The 20861-nt window shown below is 56.2% G+C and carries 15 protein-coding genes, 2 tRNA genes and 2 rRNA genes; 11 read left to right on the top strand and 8 right to left on the bottom strand.

What is annotated here, in order from left to right:
* Positions 1 to 146: 146 nt before the first annotated feature.
* The 6 genes from AB4O41_RS17495 to AB4O41_RS17470 form a co-directional block, all read right to left on the bottom strand.
* Positions 147 to 3038, bottom strand: a 23S ribosomal RNA gene (locus AB4O41_RS17495).
* A gap of 249 nt (positions 3039 to 3287) precedes the next feature.
* Positions 3288 to 3363 (bottom strand) — tRNA-Ala (locus tag AB4O41_RS17490).
* Between the two features lie 30 nt (positions 3364 to 3393).
* Positions 3394 to 3470 (bottom strand) — tRNA-Ile (locus AB4O41_RS17485).
* Positions 3471 to 3553: 83 nt separating this feature from the next.
* Positions 3554 to 5092 (bottom strand): 16S ribosomal RNA (locus tag AB4O41_RS17480).
* Together the 16S and 23S rRNA genes with 2 tRNA genes alongside form the textbook arrangement of a ribosomal RNA operon.
* Positions 5093 to 5744: 652 nt before the next feature.
* Positions 5745 to 6965, bottom strand: a complete 1221-nt coding sequence (locus tag AB4O41_RS17475; RefSeq protein ID WP_460144089.1) for a CaiB/BaiF CoA transferase family protein — start codon at positions 6963 to 6965, stop codon at positions 5745 to 5747.
* A gap of 13 nt (positions 6966 to 6978) precedes the next feature.
* Entirely contained in the window at positions 6979 to 8160 is a 1182-nt protein-coding gene (locus AB4O41_RS17470) for an acyl-CoA dehydrogenase (protein WP_007897013.1), read from the bottom strand.
* Between the two features lie 157 nt (positions 8161 to 8317).
* Here AB4O41_RS17470 and AB4O41_RS17465 point away from each other — a divergent pair, with 157 nt between their 5' ends.
* The 11 genes from AB4O41_RS17465 (at position 8318) to AB4O41_RS17415 (ending at position 18417) form a co-directional block, all read left to right on the top strand.
* On the top strand, positions 8318 to 9217 hold the full coding sequence (locus AB4O41_RS17465; RefSeq protein WP_460144088.1) for a LysR family transcriptional regulator: 900 nt from the start codon (positions 8318 to 8320) through the stop codon (positions 9215 to 9217).
* A gap of 434 nt (positions 9218 to 9651) precedes the next feature.
* Positions 9652 to 10773 carry a Re/Si-specific NAD(P)(+) transhydrogenase subunit alpha gene (locus AB4O41_RS17460; RefSeq protein WP_460144087.1) on the top strand — a complete coding sequence of 374 codons (1122 nt, stop codon included), beginning with the start codon at positions 9652 to 9654 and terminating at the stop codon, positions 10771 to 10773.
* Positions 10774 to 10788: 15 nt separating this feature from the next.
* Positions 10789 to 11112: an NAD(P) transhydrogenase subunit alpha part 2 gene (locus AB4O41_RS17455; protein ID WP_003187010.1), complete on the top strand. Its 324-nt coding sequence runs from the start codon at positions 10789 to 10791 to the stop codon at positions 11110 to 11112.
* Positions 11112 to 12548 (top strand): NAD(P)(+) transhydrogenase (Re/Si-specific) subunit beta, encoded by a 1437-nt coding sequence (locus tag AB4O41_RS17450; protein ID WP_460144086.1) that lies wholly within the window; start codon positions 11112 to 11114, stop codon positions 12546 to 12548. Before AB4O41_RS17455 ends, AB4O41_RS17450 begins: the two co-directional genes overlap by 1 nt.
* Positions 12549 to 12737: 189 nt before the next feature.
* The gene (locus AB4O41_RS17445) at positions 12738 to 14231 is read left to right on the top strand and encodes an acetyl-CoA hydrolase/transferase family protein (RefSeq protein ID WP_460144085.1); all 1494 of its coding nucleotides are present in this window, start codon (positions 12738 to 12740) and stop codon (positions 14229 to 14231) included.
* Positions 14232 to 14613: 382 nt separating this feature from the next.
* Positions 14614 to 14766, top strand: a complete 153-nt coding sequence (locus tag AB4O41_RS17440) for a DUF1127 domain-containing protein (protein ID WP_460148371.1) — start codon at positions 14614 to 14616, stop codon at positions 14764 to 14766.
* A gap of 306 nt (positions 14767 to 15072) precedes the next feature.
* Positions 15073 to 15225 carry a DUF1127 domain-containing protein gene (locus AB4O41_RS17435; protein WP_460144084.1) on the top strand — a complete coding sequence of 51 codons (153 nt, stop codon included), beginning with the start codon at positions 15073 to 15075 and terminating at the stop codon, positions 15223 to 15225.
* A gap of 142 nt (positions 15226 to 15367) precedes the next feature.
* Entirely contained in the window at positions 15368 to 15685 is a 318-nt protein-coding gene (locus AB4O41_RS17430; protein ID WP_007902756.1) for a DUF2388 domain-containing protein, read from the top strand.
* A 107-nt stretch (positions 15686 to 15792) separates the two neighbouring features.
* Positions 15793 to 16110, top strand: coding sequence for a DUF2388 domain-containing protein (locus AB4O41_RS17425; protein ID WP_460144083.1), 318 nt, complete (start codon positions 15793 to 15795; stop codon positions 16108 to 16110).
* A gap of 28 nt (positions 16111 to 16138) precedes the next feature.
* The gene (locus tag AB4O41_RS17420; protein ID WP_460144082.1) at positions 16139 to 16459 is read left to right on the top strand and encodes a DUF2388 domain-containing protein; all 321 of its coding nucleotides are present in this window, start codon (positions 16139 to 16141) and stop codon (positions 16457 to 16459) included.
* Complete coding sequence (locus tag AB4O41_RS17415) at positions 16456 to 18417, top strand: DUF7844 domain-containing protein (RefSeq protein ID WP_460144081.1); 1962 nt, start codon at positions 16456 to 16458, stop codon at positions 18415 to 18417. The genes AB4O41_RS17420 and AB4O41_RS17415 overlap by 4 nt, the downstream gene beginning before the upstream one ends.
* Before the next feature lie 340 nt (positions 18418 to 18757).
* On the opposite strand, the gene trpA is transcribed toward AB4O41_RS17415, so the two are convergent.
* Together trpA and trpB are read right to left on the bottom strand one after the other, a co-directional pair.
* Positions 18758 to 19570: a tryptophan synthase subunit alpha gene (trpA, locus tag AB4O41_RS17410; protein ID WP_460144080.1), complete on the bottom strand. Its 813-nt coding sequence runs from the start codon at positions 19568 to 19570 to the stop codon at positions 18758 to 18760.
* Positions 19570 to 20805 (bottom strand): tryptophan synthase subunit beta, encoded by a 1236-nt coding sequence (gene trpB / locus AB4O41_RS17405; RefSeq protein WP_460144079.1) that lies wholly within the window; start codon positions 20803 to 20805, stop codon positions 19570 to 19572. The genes trpA and trpB overlap by 1 nt, the downstream gene beginning before the upstream one ends.
* Between the last annotated feature and the right edge of the window lie 56 nt (positions 20806 to 20861).

Genomic DNA, 20861 nt, shown 5'->3' with positions numbered 1-20861 from the left:
TGAGTCGTGACCAGGTGGCCTCGCTTCAGCAAATTGGGTATGTGACAGCTTGGTGTTTTGTGAGCATTTTCGAACTTTCGGTTCATTTCGTCTTCACACACCGCAATCTGATGCTCTTTCGAGTAGTCAAATTGCTTGGGTGTTATATGGTCAAGCCTCACGGGCAATTAGTATTGGTTAGCTCAACGCCTCACAGCGCTTACACACCCAACCTATCAACGTCGTAGTCTTCGACGGCCCTTCAGGGGACTCAAGGTCCCAGTGAGATCTCATCTTGAGGCTAGTTTCCCGCTTAGATGCTTTCAGCGGTTATCTATTCCGAACATAGCTACCCGGCAATGCCACTGGCGTGACAACCGGAACACCAGAGGTTCGTCCACTCCGGTCCTCTCGTACTAGGAGCAGCCCCTCTCAAATCTCAAACGTCCACGGCAGATAGGGACCGAACTGTCTCACGACGTTCTAAACCCAGCTCGCGTACCACTTTAAATGGCGAACAGCCATACCCTTGGGACCGGCTTCAGCCCCAGGATGTGATGAGCCGACATCGAGGTGCCAAACACCGCCGTCGATATGAACTCTTGGGCGGTATCAGCCTGTTATCCCCGGAGTACCTTTTATCCGTTGAGCGATGGCCCTTCCATACAGAACCACCGGATCACTAAGACCTACTTTCGTACCTGCTCGACGTGTCTGTCTCGCAGTCAAGCGCGCTTTTGCCTTTATACTCTACGACCGATTTCCGACCGGTCTGAGCGCACCTTCGTACTCCTCCGTTACTCTTTAGGAGGAGACCGCCCCAGTCAAACTACCCACCATACACTGTCCTCGATCCGGATAACGGACCTGAGTTAGAACCTCAAAGTTGCCAGGGTGGTATTTCAAGGTTGGCTCCACGCGAACTGGCGTCCACGCTTCAAAGCCTCCCACCTATCCTACACAAGCAAATTCAAAGTCCAGTGCAAAGCTATAGTAAAGGTTCACGGGGTCTTTCCGTCTAGCCGCGGATACACTGCATCTTCACAGCGATTTCAATTTCACTGAGTCTCGGGTGGAGACAGCGCCGCCATCGTTACGCCATTCGTGCAGGTCGGAACTTACCCGACAAGGAATTTCGCTACCTTAGGACCGTTATAGTTACGGCCGCCGTTTACCGGGGCTTCGATCAAGAGCTTCGCGTTAGCTAACCCCATCAATTAACCTTCCGGCACCGGGCAGGCGTCACACCCTATACGTCCACTTTCGTGTTTGCAGAGTGCTGTGTTTTTAATAAACAGTCGCAGCGGCCTGGTATCTTCGACCGGCGTGGGCTTACGCAGTAAATGCTTCACCCTCACCGGCGCACCTTCTCCCGAAGTTACGGTGCCATTTTGCCTAGTTCCTTCACCCGAGTTCTCTCAAGCGCCTTGGTATTCTCTACCCAACCACCTGTGTCGGTTTGGGGTACGGTTCCTGGTTACCTGAAGCTTAGAAGCTTTTCTTGGAAGCATGGCATCAACCACTTCGTGTACTAAAAGTACACTCGTCATCAGCTCTCGGCCTTAGAATCCCGGATTTACCTAAGATTCCAGCCTACCACCTTAAACTTGGACAACCAACGCCAAGCTGGCCTAGCCTTCTCCGTCCCTCCATCGCAATAACCAGAAGTACAGGAATATTAACCTGTTTTCCATCGACTACGCTTTTCAGCCTCGCCTTAGGGACCGACTAACCCTGCGTCGATTAACGTTGCGCAGGAAACCTTGGTCTTTCGGCGTGGGTGTTTTTCACACCCATTGTCGTTACTCATGTCAGCATTCGCACTTCTGATACCTCCAGCAAGCTTCTCAACTCACCTTCACAGGCTTACAGAACGCTCCTCTACCGCATCACCTAAGTGATACCCGTAGCTTCGGTGTATGGTTTGAGCCCCGTTACATCTTCCGCGCAGGCCGACTCGACTAGTGAGCTATTACGCTTTCTTTAAAGGGTGGCTGCTTCTAAGCCAACCTCCTAGCTGTCTAAGCCTTCCCACATCGTTTCCCACTTAACCATAACTTTGGGACCTTAGCTGACGGTCTGGGTTGTTTCCCTTTTCACGACGGACGTTAGCACCCGCCGTGTGTCTCCCATGCTCGGCACTTGTAGGTATTCGGAGTTTGCATCGGTTTGGTAAGTCGGGATGACCCCCTAGCCGAAACAGTGCTCTACCCCCTACAGTGATACATGAGGCGCTACCTAAATAGCTTTCGAGGAGAACCAGCTATCTCCGAGCTTGATTAGCCTTTCACTCCGATCCACAGGTCATCCGCTAACTTTTCAACGGTAGTCGGTTCGGTCCTCCAGTTAGTGTTACCCAACCTTCAACCTGCCCATGGATAGATCGCCCGGTTTCGGGTCTATTCCCAGCGACTAGACGCCCTATTAAGACTCGCTTTCGCTACGCCTCCCCTATTCGGTTAAGCTCGCCACTGAAAATAAGTCGCTGACCCATTATACAAAAGGTACGCAGTCACCCAACAAAGTGGGCTCCCACTGCTTGTACGCATACGGTTTCAGGATCTATTTCACTCCCCTCTCCGGGGTTCTTTTCGCCTTTCCCTCACGGTACTAGTTCACTATCGGTCAGTCAGTAGTATTTAGCCTTGGAGGATGGTCCCCCCATATTCAGACAAAGTTTCTCGTGCTCCGTCCTACTCGATTTCATGACTAAGAGATTTTCGCGTACAGGGCTATCACCCACTATGGCCGCACTTTCCAGAGCGTTCCGCTAATCTCAAAGCCACTTAAGGGCTAGTCCCCGTTCGCTCGCCACTACTAAGGGAATCTCGGTTGATTTCTTTTCCTCAGGGTACTTAGATGTTTCAGTTCCCCTGGTTCGCTTCTTAAGCCTATGTATTCAGCTTAAGATACCTAACTTATGTTAGGTGGGTTCCCCCATTCAGACATCTCCGGATCAAAGTCTGTTTGCCGACTCCCCGAAGCTTTTCGCAGGCTACCACGTCTTTCATCGCCTCTGACTGCCAAGGCATCCACCGTATGCGCTTCTTCACTTGACCATATAACCCCAAGCAATCTGGTTATACTGTGAAGACGACATTCGCCGAAAATTCGATTCTTGCTCATAAAGAGCAACTCACAAATTTTACCTTAGCCTGATCCGTTACCAGTGAAAGTAACGTTCAGTCTATCTTTCTATCACATACCCAAATTTTTAAAGAACGATCTAATCAAAGACTAGAAATCAACATTCATCACCGGCTCGGTGGAATGCTCATTTCTAAGCTTTCAACAAACAGAAGCAGTAGTGGTGGAGCCAAACGGGATCGAACCGTTGACCTCCTGCGTGCAAGGCAGGCGCTCTCCCAGCTGAGCTATGGCCCCGTATTTCTACAGGCGTTTCCCACACAAAATTGGTGGGTCTGGGCAGATTCGAACTGCCGACCTCACCCTTATCAGGGGTGCGCTCTAACCAACTGAGCTACAGACCCAATTTCGGGCTGCTTCTTTATCGTCTTCTTCAATGAATCAAGCAATTCGTGTGGGAACTTATGGAGCAGCTGATGTCGTCGATTAAGGAGGTGATCCAGCCGCAGGTTCCCCTACGGCTACCTTGTTACGACTTCACCCCAGTCATGAATCACACCGTGGTAACCGTCCCCCCGAAGGTTAGACTAGCTACTTCTGGTGCAACCCACTCCCATGGTGTGACGGGCGGTGTGTACAAGGCCCGGGAACGTATTCACCGCGACATTCTGATTCGCGATTACTAGCGATTCCGACTTCACGCAGTCGAGTTGCAGACTGCGATCCGGACTACGATCGGTTTTCTGGGATTAGCTCCACCTCGCGGCTTGGCAACCCTCTGTACCGACCATTGTAGCACGTGTGTAGCCCAGGCCGTAAGGGCCATGATGACTTGACGTCATCCCCACCTTCCTCCGGTTTGTCACCGGCAGTCTCCTTAGAGTGCCCACCATTACGTGCTGGTAACTAAGGACAAGGGTTGCGCTCGTTACGGGACTTAACCCAACATCTCACGACACGAGCTGACGACAGCCATGCAGCACCTGTCTCAATGTTCCCGAAGGCACCAATCCATCTCTGGAAAGTTCATTGGATGTCAAGGCCTGGTAAGGTTCTTCGCGTTGCTTCGAATTAAACCACATGCTCCACCGCTTGTGCGGGCCCCCGTCAATTCATTTGAGTTTTAACCTTGCGGCCGTACTCCCCAGGCGGTCAACTTAATGCGTTAGCTGCGCCACTAAGAGCTCAAGGCTCCCAACGGCTAGTTGACATCGTTTACGGCGTGGACTACCAGGGTATCTAATCCTGTTTGCTCCCCACGCTTTCGCACCTCAGTGTCAGTATCAGTCCAGGTGGTCGCCTTCGCCACTGGTGTTCCTTCCTATATCTACGCATTTCACCGCTACACAGGAAATTCCACCACCCTCTACCATACTCTAGCTCGTCAGTTTTGAATGCAGTTCCCAGGTTGAGCCCGGGGATTTCACATCCAACTTAACGAACCACCTACGCGCGCTTTACGCCCAGTAATTCCGATTAACGCTTGCACCCTCTGTATTACCGCGGCTGCTGGCACAGAGTTAGCCGGTGCTTATTCTGTCGGTAACGTCAAAACAATTACGTATTAGGTAACTGCCCTTCCTCCCAACTTAAAGTGCTTTACAATCCGAAGACCTTCTTCACACACGCGGCATGGCTGGATCAGGCTTTCGCCCATTGTCCAATATTCCCCACTGCTGCCTCCCGTAGGAGTCTGGACCGTGTCTCAGTTCCAGTGTGACTGATCATCCTCTCAGACCAGTTACGGATCGTCGCCTTGGTGAGCCATTACCTCACCAACTAGCTAATCCGACCTAGGCTCATCTGATAGCGCAAGGCCCGAAGGTCCCCTGCTTTCTCCCGTAGGACGTATGCGGTATTAGCGTCCGTTTCCGAGCGTTATCCCCCACTACCAGGCAGATTCCTAGGCATTACTCACCCGTCCGCCGCTCGCCACCAGGTACAAGTACCCGTGCTGCCGCTCGACTTGCATGTGTTAGGCCTGCCGCCAGCGTTCAATCTGAGCCATGATCAAACTCTTCAGTTCAAACATCTTTGGGTTTTTAAGAAACCCTAAACTTGGCTCAGCAATCGTTGGTTACATCTTTGATTTCTCGCGGAGTAACTTGTGATGCTGATAATCTTGTTGACTATCAGTCTGACTCCACAAGCACCCACACGAATTGCTTGATTCAGTTGTTAAAGAGCGGTTGGTTAAGATCTTTCGTCTCAACCGAGGCGCGCATTCTACAGCAGCCTCTGTTACTGTCAAGCGGTTATTTTCAGAAGTTTTCAAAGTTTCGCTTGGAAATCCTTAACAACTTCAACCACTTGCGCTTCCGATCTCTCGTTAGCGGGAGGCGAATTCTACAGCGTTAATCGCTGCTGTCAACACCTCTTTTTCTCCGCTTTCGACCGAGAAGATCGAACCGTCAATAAGGCGAAAACACACGGCCTTACCAACTCCTTCTGGCTTCGATGAACTGAAGCGTAACCGCTGTCGAAAACTGCATAACTCTTTGTTTACCAAGGAGTTTTCCGTTTCGACTGCGCCGGAAGTGGGGCGAATTATAGACTTCCAGAATCTGTCGTCAACCCCTGATTACGCTTTTCTATCAATAACTTGCGAAAAGCCGGAAAACTGCGCATTTCCCTCTATATAGGAGAGCAAAACCAGCCCTGCTATATAGAAGGAATGCTCAGAGCACTCCAGACGCCTTGAACCCAGCAATGACGCCGACATCCAAACCCAACACCCGTTGCAGAACCTCCAGTGTGTGCTCACCCAACAGAGGAGGCGCACTACGGTACTCCACCGGAGTCTCGGACAGACGTATCGGGCTCGCAACCTGCGGCACCATCCCGGCCAAAGCATGAGGCAGCTCAATGGCCAACCCACGCGCCTGAACTTGAGGATCGGCAAACATCTGAGCCAGATCATTGATCGGTCCGCATGGCACGCCTGCCTGCTCCAGCTGCACCACCCATTCGGCAGTAGTCTTGAACACGGTCGCCTGGCGGATCAGCGGAATCAATACTGCTCGGTTAGCCACCCGTAATTTGTTGGTCGCAAAGCGCGGATCATCCGCCCACTGCGGCTGACCAGCCACCTGCGCAAACTTGCGGAACTGCCCATCGTTGCCCACGGTGAGGATGAAATCACCATCGGCCGTAGGAAAGTCCTGATAAGGCACGATATTCGGGTGAGCGTTGCCCAAGCGTTTAGGCGCATTGCCTGTAGTCAGGTAGTTCATCGCCTGATTGGCCAGACAAGCCACCTGAACATCCAGCAACGCCATATCTATATGCTGACCGCCCCCGCCCTGAGCCCGATGAGCCAAGGCCGCCAGGATCGCTACCGTTGAATAGAGACCGGTCAAAATATCTGTCAACGCCACACCGACTTTCACCGGGCCCGCACCTTCATCTCCTTCGGGGCGACCGGTCAAACTCATCAGACCGCCCAAGCCCTGGATCATGAAGTCGTAACCCGCACGCTTGGCATACGGACCGGTCTGACCGAAGCCGGTGATCGAGCAATAGATCAGCTTCGGATTAATCGCCTTGAGCGACTCATAGTCCAACCCATAAGCCGCCAGGCCACCCACCTTGAAGTTTTCAATGAGGATGTCCGACTTCGCCGCCAACTCGCGCACCAACTGCTGCCCCTCTGGCCGCGTGAAGTCAATGGTCACTGATTGCTTGTTGCGATTGGCGGACAAGTAATAGGCCGCCTCGCTGGTGTTCTCGCCATAGGCATCTTTAAGGAACGGAGGCCCCCAGGCGCGCGTGTCATCGCCATTGCCCGGGCGCTCGACCTTGATGACTTCGGCGCCAAGATCCGCCAGGATCTGCCCGGCCCAAGGCCCGGCAAGCACCCGCGATAAATCCAGTACCCGTAGATGCGAAAGCGCGCCCATGACCGTTCTCCTATTAATAGAACGCCTGGATACCGGTCTGCGCGCGACCGAGGATCAGAGCGTGGACGTCATGCGTACCTTCATAGGTATTCACCACTTCCAGGTTGACCAGATGCCGAGCGACACCGAACTCATCGGAGATGCCGTTGCCACCCAGCATGTCGCGCGCCATGCGAGCAATGTCCAGGGACTTGCCACAGGAGTTGCGCTTCATCATCGAAGTAATCTCGACCGCAGCAGTGCCTTCATCCTTCATACGACCCAGACGCAGGCAGCCTTGCAGCGCCATGGTGATTTCGGTCTGCATGTCAGCCAGCTTCTTCTGGATCAACTGTGTGGCTGCCAATGGACGACCAAACTGCTTACGGTCCAGGGTGTACTGACGAGCGGTGTGCCAGCAGAACTCGGCAGCGCCCAGTGCGCCCCAGGAAATGCCGTAACGCGCCGAGTTAAGGCAGGTAAAAGGACCTTTCAAACCACGGACATCCGGAAAGATGTTCTCTTCAGGGACAAACACGTTGTCCATGACGATCTCGCCCGTGATGGATGCACGCAGGCCAACCTTGCCGTGAATCGCCGGAGCGCTAAGGCCTTTCCAGCCCTTCTCCAGAACAAAACCACGAATGTCGCCCGCGTCGTCCTTGCCCCAAACCACGAACACATCGGCGATCGGGCTGTTGGTGATCCACATTTTGCTGCCGGTGAGGCTGTAGCCGCCTTCCACTTTGCGTGCACGAGTAATCATCGCACCCGGGTCGGAACCGTGGTCAGGCTCAGTCAGACCGAAGCAACCGATCCATTCCCCCGAAGCCAGCTTCGGCAGGTATTTCTGCTTCTGTGCTTCAGTACCGAATTCGTTGATCGGCACCATGACCAGCGAGGACTGCACGCTCATCATGGAGCGATAGCCGGAGTCGACACGCTCGACCTCACGGGCAATCAGACCGTAACTGACGTAGTTCAGGCCGCTGCCACCGTATTGTTCAGGGATGGTCGCACCCAAAAGACCCACTTCACCCATCTCGCGGAAGATCGCCGGGTCGGTCTTCTCATGGCGGAAAGCTTCGAGAACACGCGGCGCGAGCTTCTGCTGAGCGAATTGCTGAGCCGTGTCGCGAATCATGCGTTCTTCTTCAGTAAGCTGTTGATCCAGCAGCAGAGGATCGATCCAGTTGAAGCTAGCTTTACCGCCCATGAGTGAGTCCTCTCGAATCGGGTCAAATAACGTGGAGTGATCCTAGGCCGGGTTCGGTTTCACGGCAAACGAGGATTTTGCATACTGTTGTGCTAATTTCTCACTCCGTAACGTCGTAAAATAGCTTATATGCGATGTATTAGTGAGGTTGACGTACATGCGCCGGAAGATCCCCAGTACAACTGCCCTGATCAGTTTTGAAGCGGCAGCACGCCACGAGAGCTTTACCAAGGCCGCCCAGGAACTTTCCCTCACGCAGGGAGCGATTTGCCGACAGATCGCCGGCCTGGAGGAGTTCCTTAGCGTCGAACTATTCCGACGCTCCCGGCGCGGAGTGAAGCTGACGGAAGCCGGGCTTTCCTACAGCCGCCGAGTGGCCACCCAACTCGACGCGGTCGAACGAGACACCTTGTCAGTGATGGGCCAGCAAGGTGCCAACGTGATCGAACTGGCGGTGGTACCAACCTTCGGCACTCAATGGCTGTTGCCGCGACTCAAGGATTTTCAGCACAAACATCCGGAAGTGACGGTTAACCTCACCAACCGCACCCGCCCCTTCCTGTTTGCCGACACCGAATTCGATGCCGCGATCTATTTCGGCGACGCCGACTGGTCCGGTACCGAATCCCATAGGCTAATGGGCGAAAATCCGATGCCGGTGTGCAGCCCCACGTTACTGGGAAAAAAAACCAACCTGACCCCCAGTGAAATCGCCGAACTGCCCCTGCTTCAGCAGACCACACGCCCTTATGCCTGGCGCCAGTGGTTCAACTCTAAAAACCTGAATATCCCGCGAGACATGACAGGGCCGCGTTACGAGCTATTCTCCATGCTTGCTCAAGCTGCGATGCACGATATGGGGATCGCGCTGATTCCACCGTTCCTGATTCAGCGCGAATTGGCAGAGAAGCGCCTGGTGATTGCCAACGCTCAGGCACTATCGAGCATTAAGGCCTACTACCTGATGATTCCCGAGCGAAAAGTCGAATCAGCCTCTTTAAAGGCGTTTCGCGATTGGCTGGTAAATCAGGCACAAAGCTACAGCCTAGAAGGATAAAGGCCCCCCTTATTAGCTGACCCCGTAGTCAGGAAGACAAAAGCACTACAGATGTAAGTATTTGTCGCATATTGGCAGACTGTACTGAGGAGTAGCACAAACGTCCTACAAAGGCCTGAATACGTGGCCTTGAGCCTCTATTGGTAGGCAATGACAACTCATTCACCGGGCCGATGTGTAAATTCTTGAATTTTGGACATAATCCTCACAAGCCACGGCCTGCAAGGGATTTCACGGATCGGTGCGACATTCGGTCACGGGGTGACTTGTAGTTAATTTTCCGTCACCCGTCATAATCCCTTGAAGGGCACAAAGTTCGCCTGCAAAATGCCGCGCCCCGCCCTGATTTTGGCGGGATCGTGCTGATCGGCCGCCCCAGCCGCACCATCCGAAGTGCCTGGGTTTACTCAATAAGATCACGCAGGAGATTTGACGTGCACATTGGTGTTCCTCTCGAAACCCAGACGGGTGAAACACGGGTTGCTGCAACCCCGGAAACCATCAAGAAGCTGATCGGCCAGGGTCATAAGGTCACTGTGCAAAGCGGCGCCGGCATTAATGCCAGCGTTGTCGACAGTGCTTATGAAGCGGCAGGCGCAACCATTGGCAGCGCCAATGATGCGTTTGGCGCCGAGCTGATTCTCAAGGTGGTAGCCCCCAGCGACGGTGAGCTGACGCTGATCAAGAGCGGCACCGTAGTGGTGGGCATGCTCAACCCGTTCAGCAATGAAACCATTGCCAAACTGGCCGAGTGCGGCATTACTGCGTTTGCGCTGGAAGCCGCACCGCGCACCTCCCGCGCCCAGAGCCTGGATGTGCTGTCCTCTCAGGCGAACATTGCCGGTTATAAATCCGTGCTGTTGGCCGCCCACTACTATCCACGCTTCATGCCGATGCTGATGACGGCTGCGGGCACCGTGAAAGCGGCGCGCGTGCTGATTCTCGGCGCTGGCGTAGCCGGTTTGCAGGCGATTGCCACGGCGAAACGTCTGGGTGCAGTCATCGAAGCGTCCGACGTGCGTCCTGCCGTAAAGGAACAGATCGAATCCCTCGGTGCGAAATTCGTCGATGTGCCGTACGAAACCGATGAAGAGCGCGAATGCGCCGTCGGTGTCGGCGGTTACGCGCGCCCAATGCCGGCCAGCTGGATGCAGCGCCAGGCCTTGGCCGTGCATGAACGCGCCAAGCAGGCTGACATCGTCATCACCACCGCACTGATCCCGGGCCGCAAGGCGCCCACACTGTTGAGCGCCGAAACCGTGGCGCAGATGAAGCCCGGCTCGGTGGTCATCGACCTCGCGGCAGCCCAGGGCGGCAACTGCCCGCTGACCGTGGCCGATCAGGTGGTCGTCGAAAATGGCGTGACCATTTGCGGCCCGACCAATCTGGCCGGCGCAGTCGCGGCCGATGCTTCGGCTCTGTACGCGCGCAACCTGCTGGACTTCCTGAAGCTGGTCTTCAACAAAGAAGGCCAGTTCGAAGTGAACCTAGAAGACGACATCGTCGCTGCGTGCCTGATGTGCCGCGACGGCCAAGTCATCCGCAAAAACGCCTAAGCAGGGATTCAGACGATGGAAGAGCTTATCTCCCCCGGTATCTACAACCTGATCATCTTCGTGCTGGCGATTTATGTCGGTTATCACGTGGTCTGGAACGTTACACCTGCACTGCACACACCATTGATGGCGGTGACCAACGCCATTTCGGCGATTGTGATCGTCGGCGCCATGCTGGCGGCGGCTTTGACCGTGACGCCACTGGGCAAGACCATGGGCACCCTGGCGGTAGCTCTGGCGGCGGTGAACGTATTTGGTGGCTTCCTTGTCACCCGCAGAATGCTTGAGATGTTCAAGAAAAAAGCCCCGAAAGCCGTAAAAGAAGAGGCGCCCAAGTAATGAGCATGAATTTGGTAACGACGCTTTATCTGATCGCGTCGATCTGCTTCATCCAGGCCCTCAAAGGCCTGTCGCACCCGACGACCTCCCGACGCGGCAATGTCTACGGCATGCTCGGCATGGCCCTGGCGATCCTCACTACCGTGGGCCTCATTTATAAGCTGGGCGCAGAGCTCGCCACTGCGGGCATCGGTTACGTCATCGTCGGCCTGCTGATCGGCGGCACTGCCGGCTCGATCATGGCCAAACGCGTTGAAATGACCAAGATGCCGGAACTGGTCGCCTTCATGCACAGCATGATCGGTATGGCCGCAGTGTTCATCGCCATCGCGGCGGTGGTCGAGCCGCAATCCCTGGGCATCGTTAAACACCTGGGTGATTCGATTCCGGCGGGCAACCGTCTGGAACTGTTCCTCGGCGCGGCCATCGGTGCAATTACCTTCTCCGGTTCGGTGATCGCGTTTGGCAAGCTGTCGGGCAAGTACAAGTTCCGCCTGTTCCAGGGCGCACCGGTACAGTTCAGCGGTCAGCACAAGCTGAACCTGCTGTTGGGTCTGGCGACGCTGGCACTGGGCATCACCTTCATGCTGACCGGCAATCTCAGTGCGTTTGCTCTGATGCTGGCCCTGGCCTTCGTGATGGGCGTGCTGATCATCATCCCGATCGGCGGCGCAGACATGCCTGTCGTGGTGTCGATGCTCAACAGTTACTCCGGCTGGGCAGCAGCGGGTATCGGCTTCTCGCTGAACAACTCGATGCTGATCATTGCTGGCTCGCTGGTCGGTTCGTCCGGTGCGATCCTCTCGTACATTATGTGCAAGGCGATGAACCGTTCGTTCTTCAACGTGCTGCTCGGCGGTTTCGGCAACACAGCAGATGCCGCTGGCCCGGCAGGCTCGAAAGAAGCCCGCCCGGTGAAATCCGGTTCGGCTGACGACGCCACCTTTCTGCTGACCAACGCCGACACTGTCATCATCGTTCCGGGCTATGGCCTGGCGGTGGCTCGCGCGCAGCATGCATTGAAAGAGCTGACCGAGAAGCTGACACACCGTGGCGTGACCGTGAAGTATGCGATTCACCCGGTTGCGGGTCGGATGCCTGGCCACATGAACGTATTGCTGGCCGAGGCCGAAGTGCCTTACGACCAGGTGTTCGAGATGGAAGACATCAACTCCGAGTTCGGTCAGGCCGACGTGGTGCTGGTGCTGGGTGCCAACGATGTGGTCAACCCGGCGGCCAAGAACGACCCGAAATCGCCGATTGCCGGCATGCCGATTCTGGAAGCGTTCAAAGCCAAGACCATCATCGTCAACAAGCGCTCGATGGCCAGCGGCTATGCCGGTCTGGACAACGAACTGTTCTACCTGGACAAGACCATGATGGTTTTCGGCGATGCCAAGAAAGTCATCGAAGACATGGTTAAAGCCGTCGAGTAACACCCTTCGGCAACCTGAACGCCCCGACTCGTCGGGGCGTTTTTGTTTGTGGCTGTTACCGATCCTGTAACGGTGTTTTGTCTGAAAGACCCAGAATAGACGTCTCGAATGCGACCTTGGTAGCGGGACGGGCACTGATCAAATTCACTAGACTGCGTACCTTGCTTCCGTTGCCCCGAGAAAACAATTATGTACCGTGACCGTATTCGCTTGCCTTCATTGTTGGACAAGGTAATGAGCGCCTCCGACGCTGCCGCTCTGATTCAGGACGGCATGACCGTCGGCATGAGTGGCTTTACCCGCGCCGGCGAAGCCAAGGCCGTGCCGCATGCCCTGGCCGAGCGTGCCAAGGTCGCACCGCTGAAAATCACCCTGATGACCGGTGCCAGCCTGGGCAACGACCTCGACAAACAACTGACTGAAGCCGGCGTACTGTCGCGACGCATGCCGTTCCAGGTGGACAGCACCCTGCGCAAGGCGATCAATGCCGGCGAAGTCATGTTCATCGACCAGCACCTGTCGGAAACCGTAGAGCTACTGCGTAACCAACAACTCAAGCTACCGGACATCGCGGTGATCGAAGCCGTGGCAATCACCGAGCAGGGCCATATCGTGCCGACCACCTCGGTAGGCAACTCGGCCAGTTTCGCGATTTTCGCCAAACACGTGATCGTCGAGATTAATCTGGCTCACAACCCGAATCTCGAAGGTCTGCACGACATCTATATCCCGACCTATCGGCCGACCCGCACGCCTATTCCGCTGGTGAAAGTAGACGACCGCATCGGCAGCACCGCCATCCCGATACCGCCAGAAAAAATCGTCGCGATCGTGATCACTAATCAGTCTGACTCGCCGTCCACTGTCTTGCCGCCGGACAGAGACACTCAGGCCATCGCTGATCACCTGATCGATTTCTTCAAACAAGAAGTGGCTGCCGGGCGCATGACCAACAAGCTCGGCCCGCTGCAAGCCGGTATCGGCACCATCGCCAATTCGGTGATGTGCGGCTTGATCGACTCGCCGTTCGAAGACCTGACCATGTACTCCGAAGTGCTGCAGGATTCGACTTTCGATCTGATCGACGCTGGCAAGCTGAGCTTTGCTTCGGGCAGTTCGATCACTCTGTCGAGCCGGCGCAATGCCGATGTGTTCGGGAATCTGGAGCACTATAAGGACAAGCTGGTGCTGCGCCCTCAGGAAATCTCGAACCATCCCGAAGTGGTGCGGCGCTTGGGCATTATTGGCGTCAACACTGCGCTGGAATTCGACCTGTACGGCAACGTCAACTCCACCCACGTCTGCGGCACGCGGATGATGAATGGCATCGGCGGTTCCGGCGATTTCGCGCGCAATGCGCACCTGGCGATCTTTGTCACCAAGTCGATCGCCAAGGGTGGCGCGATTTCCAGCGTGGTCCCCATGGTCAGCCACGTCGACCACACAGAACATGACGTCGACATTCTCGTAACCGAGATAGGCCTGGCCGACTTGCGTGGCCTGGCCCCGCGTGAGCGCGCCCGGGTCATCATCGACAACTGCGTTCACCCGGACTATCGACCAGCGTTGAATGACTACTTCACTGCCGCTTGCTCAGTCGGCGGGCATACCCCGCACATCCTTCGCGATGCCTTGAGTTGGCACATAAACCTGGAAGAAACCGGGCGCATGCTGGCGGTGTAATTGATACAGATTGCAGCTGACGCAAACACAGTTTCGTCAGCTCGCGGTGATAACACTCAACCACGTCAAAAACTGTACTGCTGTACCGGTCTTTTCCTACGGTATTTTCCCGCCTCCTTAGCTGAATTGAGCAAAAATGCACCGTATTAGTGCGCATAGGTACAGTTGCCTCAATTTCGACCAGTACACTGCCTTTTAACAGTTAACTGGTCTCTCACAATACAGGTGAACTGTATCTACAGAGACTGGCCAAACGAGAGGATCATTGGCATCAGTTAAACCACTACCTAATCCCGCCATAAGCGGAAGGATGTCAACCATGGAACGTACACTCAGTTCCGAACTGTTCTTCGAAGATACTGCTGCAAAAACCCAGGCTTCCATGCCTCTGCGCGTTATCGCCAACCTGATGCTGTGGCAGCGCCGCATTACCAGCCGCCATCAACTGGCTCGTCTGGATTCGCGTCTGCTGGCTGATGCCGGGATTAGCGAAGCACAACGCTACGAAGAGCTGAGCAAGCCGTTCTGGCGCTAAGTTAGCGTCGCTGGCTCTGATCCTCCGGATCCACCGCCAGCACCCGAATTGAACAAACAAAACCCGTCGTGGGGAACCACGACGGGTTTTGTCGTTTTGGAGCTTTCATATTGGGCCGCACAGAAGAGATAGCTACCAACAGGTACAGTTTATAGGTTTCGCAAATTTAACCAGTACAATTTCATCGAAGTGTGTCTGCCCACTGGTGTAAGGGGTCACCATTGAATCCCGACAAGCTGGCAAAAGGACCAGGCCCATGAATCACTTACTAAATGTTTCCATATCACACCGCAAGCGAAGCCCTGCTTGGCCAAGCTTCGAGGATTACTGAGAGCGCCCACCGACAGCCTGGGAAGGGCTCGCACCCGACGGCTGCTGGGCCAACTCAATGATCAACAACTCTCGGATTTGGGCATTAGCAATGCCGACCGCCTCAACGAAGTGAACAAACCGTTCTGACGCGAGCTTTCTCCATTAACAGACGGGGCTGTTCTAACCGAGGTGCACAGGCCTAATATCCAGATAGAACGTGGCGAACGCTTTACGACAGGCGTCTGATCCTGAGCCACCTCTAAATCGGTCTATCCAAAGGAGCTATTCCATGTCCCGTCTTCGTCTGCTCAGTGCTGCTGCCCTGCTTGCCGTTGCTGCCAATTCCCACGCCACCAGTTTTATCGTGACCACCGATTCCATTGTTGGCGGACTGAAGGCGTCCTCCGACGCGACCTCAGATGTTTCGTCTTCCTTTCGTGATGACAAAATCGTCCGTGCCGCTCGTGACGATGCCGCCAGTTTCGTCGCCAGTGAAGGCGCCATTCGTGGTGTGAAACTGGAAAGCGCACTCGACCACATCCGCCAACAGACTCCACAACTGAATGCGACCGACGCACAGTTGGCCCAGGCCATCCTGACGATCTAAGCGACAGCTCTGAAGTGGGACACGCCTGTCGTGTCCCAATGTTTCGGCACTGGCTCTAGCCCGGGCATTACGCTAGCCTTGGGACTCGCTTTCAGCTATCGAGTCTCATGCGTTTTCTTTCCAATCTGTCGATCAATGCGGTTTTTCTTGCGGCTTGCTGGTCGGGTTCGGCCCATGCCTTCGACGCTTTCAACCTGTCTACGCAAGGCACCGTGGCCAGTGGTTATGCCTCCAGCATGGTGACCTCCGCGCCCTTCGACCATAAACTGCTGATCGCCGCCCGGGATGACGCTGCCGCGTTCATTGCCAGTGACGGTCAACTGCGAGGATCGCAACTGGAGTCCGCCTTGATTTACCTGCGTCGGACCCAGCCAAAACTTCATGCCAGCGACCTTGAACTGGCAGAGGCAATTCTCGTCCAATAGTTATCCCTTGTTCCTCCGGAGTCGTTCCATGCGTAGCCCGCTGATTGCTGCCACCCTTGGCCTGCTGTTGTTGGCCGACGTGGCCCAGGCGCACACCCTGGTAGCCACCAGTAACATCCTCATCAACGCCACCCAGCGCACACTTGATTTCACGTCCGATACCACCACGTCCATCCGTGATTCGAAGATTGTCCGTGAAGCCCACGACGATGCGGCCAGTTTCGTCGCCAGCGACGGTGAAATCCGCGGCGCGCACCTGGAAGCGGCCTTCGCCACTTTGCGCACCCGCGTACCGGAAGCCCGCGACGCCAGTGATCAGGTTCTCGCCGAAGCTATCCTCGCACTGTGAAGTCATTAGGCGCCTGGCTGTTGGCCGGGGTTGTATTGCTGCTCGGCAATACGGCTCAGGCCGGCCTGCAACTACGGCTCAAGACCGACGGCCTGACCCCCGCGCAACAGCAGGCCAGTCAGGCGCTGCTTGATGAAGCCATGCTGGCGTTACCGCCGCGCTTCATCGAGCAACTGGACCGGCGCATTGATGTTGGCTGGACCGACGACATGCCGAGCGATGCTTACGGTCAGGCATCGCTGGTGTCCGAGCTGGACCTGAATCGCAATCTGCTCGCCAGCCTCACCAACGGCAGCGCCGCGACCAAAAAAACTTACCGTCCCCACGGTACCGTGCGCCGGGAAATGCTCGCCACGGTGTTGCACGAACTCACCCATATTTATGACCGTGCGCGCCTGTGGCCAGCCGCCGAGCGCACGTTGATCCAGCGTTGCACTCAACGTAATAGCAGCTCCGGACTGATCGGCATCCCCGATCAATGCCGTGGGCAGACGGAGCGGCGCTGGACCCTCAGCGATGACCCTCGTCTACTGGATTTGGCCGGCTGGCCGCAATACGTCGGTCGGCGCGGCGAGCGCGAACAGCACAACCGGCAGATTGCCCGCAGCCCGGACATCTACGAGACGAGCAGCCCGAAGGAGTTCGTCGCGGTCAACATGGAGTACTTCCTCCTCGACCCAAGCTATGCCTGCCGTCGTCCTGCGCTGTATCGCTACTACAAAGAACATTTCGGTTGGGCGCCCGCCGCAAAAGATACGTGCGCCCAATCATTCGCCTTCCTCAATGCGGGTAACGACTTCGCCAAGCAGCCCCTGGGCCAGGTCGATCCGGAGCGGGTTTACGCTGTTGACTATCTATTGGCAGAAGCCAACCAGAATTGGGTCAGCCGCTGGGGCCACAGCATGCTGCGACTGGTGATCTGTGCACCGGGTCGGCCGCGAGGGCCGGATTGTCGACTGGATCTGGATCAGCATCTGGTGCTGTCCTACCGCGCCTTCGTCGGTGACTTGCAGCTGTCGAGCTGGGATGGACTGGTGGGTAAATACCCATCGCGCCTGTTTGTCTTGCCGCTGGCCCAAGTGATCGACGAATACACCAAGACCGAACTGCGCAGCCTCGCATCGGTGCCGCTGAACCTGTCGCACAGCGAGATCGAAGACGTGGTGGAACACGCCGCCGAGATGCACTGGAGTTACGACGGCAACTATTTTTTCCTGTCCAACAACTGTGCGGTAGAAGGCCTGAAATTACTGCGCAGCAGCACCAACAATACGCAACTGGTCGGCCTCGACAGCATCATGCCCAACGGTTTGCTGGAAGTGCTCAAGGGCCGCGGATTGGCAGACACCAGCGTGCTGGACGATCCCCGCGAAGCGTTACGTCTGGGCTATCGCTTCGACTCCTTCCGCGAGCGTTATCAAGCAATGTTCGAAGTGCTGAAGAAGCATTTACCGATCAAGCAGGACAAGGTCGAGGACTGGCTGTCCTTGAAAGCCGAAGAGCGCCGCAAATGGATTGATCAGGCTGACTTACGCACCAGCGCGGCATTGCTGCTGCTGGAGCAGGCCAGTTTCCGGCAGCAGATGGTGCTGGCCCAGGACGAAGTGAAGCAACGTTATCTGGGCGCTCGGGAATTGAAGAATGGCGGCATGGATAAAGCTAATGCGACCTTGCAGGAAATTCTCGCCAACAGCGGCTTCCTCAGCCGTCCGGCCGAACTGCTCGGCACCGGTGGTTATGGTTTGCCGCAGCCAAACGAGTGGACGCGCCTGGAGTCGGAAAGCAACCTGCGCCAGAAGCAGCTGCAAGCGCTGACCGGGGATCTCGATAAGGAAGTGAGAGCGTTACTCGAGCCGAGTCGTGCCGCCGAAATGGCCGCCAACGAAGCCAACCTGAAGCAGGTTGGCGAACATCTGCGGAAGTTGCACAAGGCTGCGGGTGGGTTGGAATTGCCCTGAAGCATAAGACCCCGAGAGAGCAAAATCCTCTGTGGCGAGGGAGCTTGCTCCCGTTCGACGGCGAAGCTGGCGCGATAGGGTGCCTGGTCGATTTTGGGGTCGCTTCGCGCCCAGCGGGAGCAAGCTCCCTTGCCACAGTAGGTCGCCTGATTGCTTAGCTGTGGGTCAATACAAAACCCCATCAAGGACCTCATAAACAATCCCGGTGCCTACGGCGATCAGCACAATATCCTCACAGCCAGACAGCAAAAAGGGCCTCAGAACGTAGTCCTGAAGCCCCCGGTCTTGCTGTTTAGTCTGTGCCGCGAGGCTCTAACCCTCTGTATCAGGCACTTTACCTTCAGCTGACCCGCGCTTTACGTACGCCGTCAGACAAGGCTGCGCACAGGCTGAGTACGCCCTCCACAGCCTGATCCGGCGTTGAGGCATTGGCGATGTGATCGATCAGTGCCGACCCCACCACCACACCATCAGCCAGACGTGCGATGGACGCCGCTTGCTCCGGTGTACGGATACCAAAACCGATACTGATCGGCAGATCGGTATGGCGACGCAGACGAGTGACGGCTTCTTCGACATGTTCCAGAGTCGCCGCGCCCGCACCGGTCACACCCGCCACCGACACGTAGTAAACAAAGCCGGAACTGCCATTCAACACAGTCGGCAAGCGCACGTCATCAGTCGTCGGAGTGGTCAGACGGATGAAGTCCAGGCCCGCCGCCTGTGCCGGGTCGCACAGCTCGCCGTTATGCTCGGGCGGCAAGTCGACCACGATCAAGCCATCGACACCGGCCTCTTTGGCTTCAGCGATGAAACGCGGCACGCCGTACATGTGAATCGGGTTGAAGTAACCCATCAGCACCAACGGAGTCTCGTTATTGCCTTCGCGGAACTCGCGAACCATTTGCAGGGTTTTCGCCAGGTTCTGTTTGGCGCCCAAGGCACGAATGTTGGCCAGTTGAATCGCCGGGCCATCGGCCATTGGATCGGTGAAGGGCATGCCCAACTCGATCACGTCGGCGCCCGCTCCCGGCAAGCCTTTGAGGATCGCCAGAGACGTGTCATAGCTTGGGTCGCCGGCGGTCACAAAGGTCACCAGGGCGGCGCGGTTCTGTTCCTTGAGTTCGGCAAAACGCGTTTGCAGGCGGCTCATCAGTGTTTCTCCTGCTTGGATTGCTCTTGTTGAGAGTGTTCCATGTGGTGCATCACGGTCTGCATGTCTTTGTCGCCACGGCCGGACAGGTTGACCACCATCAAGTGATCTTTCGGCAGTGTCGGTGCGCGTTTGAACACTTCGGCCAGGGCATGGGCGCTTTCCAGAGCAGGAATAATCCCTTCCAGACGGCAGCATTTGTGGAACGCATCGAGGGCTTCATCGTCGGTTACCGAGGTGTACTGGACGCGGCCGATGTCATGCAACCATGCGTGTTCCGGGCCGATACCCGGATAGTCGAGGCCGGCGGAAATCGAGTGGGCGTCGATGATTTGACCATCATCGTCCTGCAGCAGGAAAGTACGATTGCCGTGCAGCACGCCCGGCACACCGCCGTTCAGGCTGGCCGCATGCTTGCCGGTTTCGATGCCGTAACCGGCGGCTTCGACGCCGATGATCTCGACGCTCTTGTCATCGAGGAATGGGTGGAACAGGCCCATGGCGTTGGAACCACCGCCAATGCATGCCACCAGGCTGTCGGGCAGACGACCTTCCTGGGCTTGTAACTGCTCGCGGGTTTCCTTGCCGATCACAGACTGGAAGTCGCGAACCATGGCAGGGTACGGGTGTGGACCGGCCACGGTGCCGATCAGGTAGAAGGTGCTGTCGACGTTGGTCACCCAGTCACGCAGGGCTTCGTTCATCGCATCTTTGAGGGTGCCGGTGCCAGCGACCACCGGGATCACTTCGGCGCCCAGCAGCTTCATGCGAAACACGTTGGCTTGCTGACGTTCGATGTCGGTGGTGCCCATGTAGATCACACAATCGAGGCCGAAACGCGCGGCCACGGTGGCGGTCGCCACGCCGTGCATGCCAGCGCCGGTCTCAGCGATGATGCGTTTTTTGCCCATGCGCCGCGCCAGCAGAATCTGGCCGATGCAGTTGTTGATCTTGTGCGCGCCGGTGTGGTTCAGCTCTTCGCGCTTGAGATAAATCTTCGCGCCACCGCAGAACTCTGTCAGACGCTCGGCGAAATACAGCGGGCTTGGACGTCCGACGTAATCACGCTGGAAGTAGGCCAATTCTTCTTTGAACGCCGGATCTTCCTTGGCCGCTTCGTATTCGCGGGCCAGATCGAGGATCAACGGCATCAGGGTTTCGGCGACGTAACGGCCACCGAACGCGCCGAACAGGCCGTTGGCGTCGGGGCCGTTGCGCAGATTAGTCTGGGTCATGGGTCGCTCCAGTTGTATTCGAGAGGTGACGATGGGGTTCACTCTACCCCTGACAT

Source organism: Pseudomonas sp. S2_A02 (assembly GCF_054668495.1).
The sequence above is the reverse complement of the archived record's forward strand: the minus strand, read 5'-3'. Positions and strand labels throughout refer to the sequence as shown.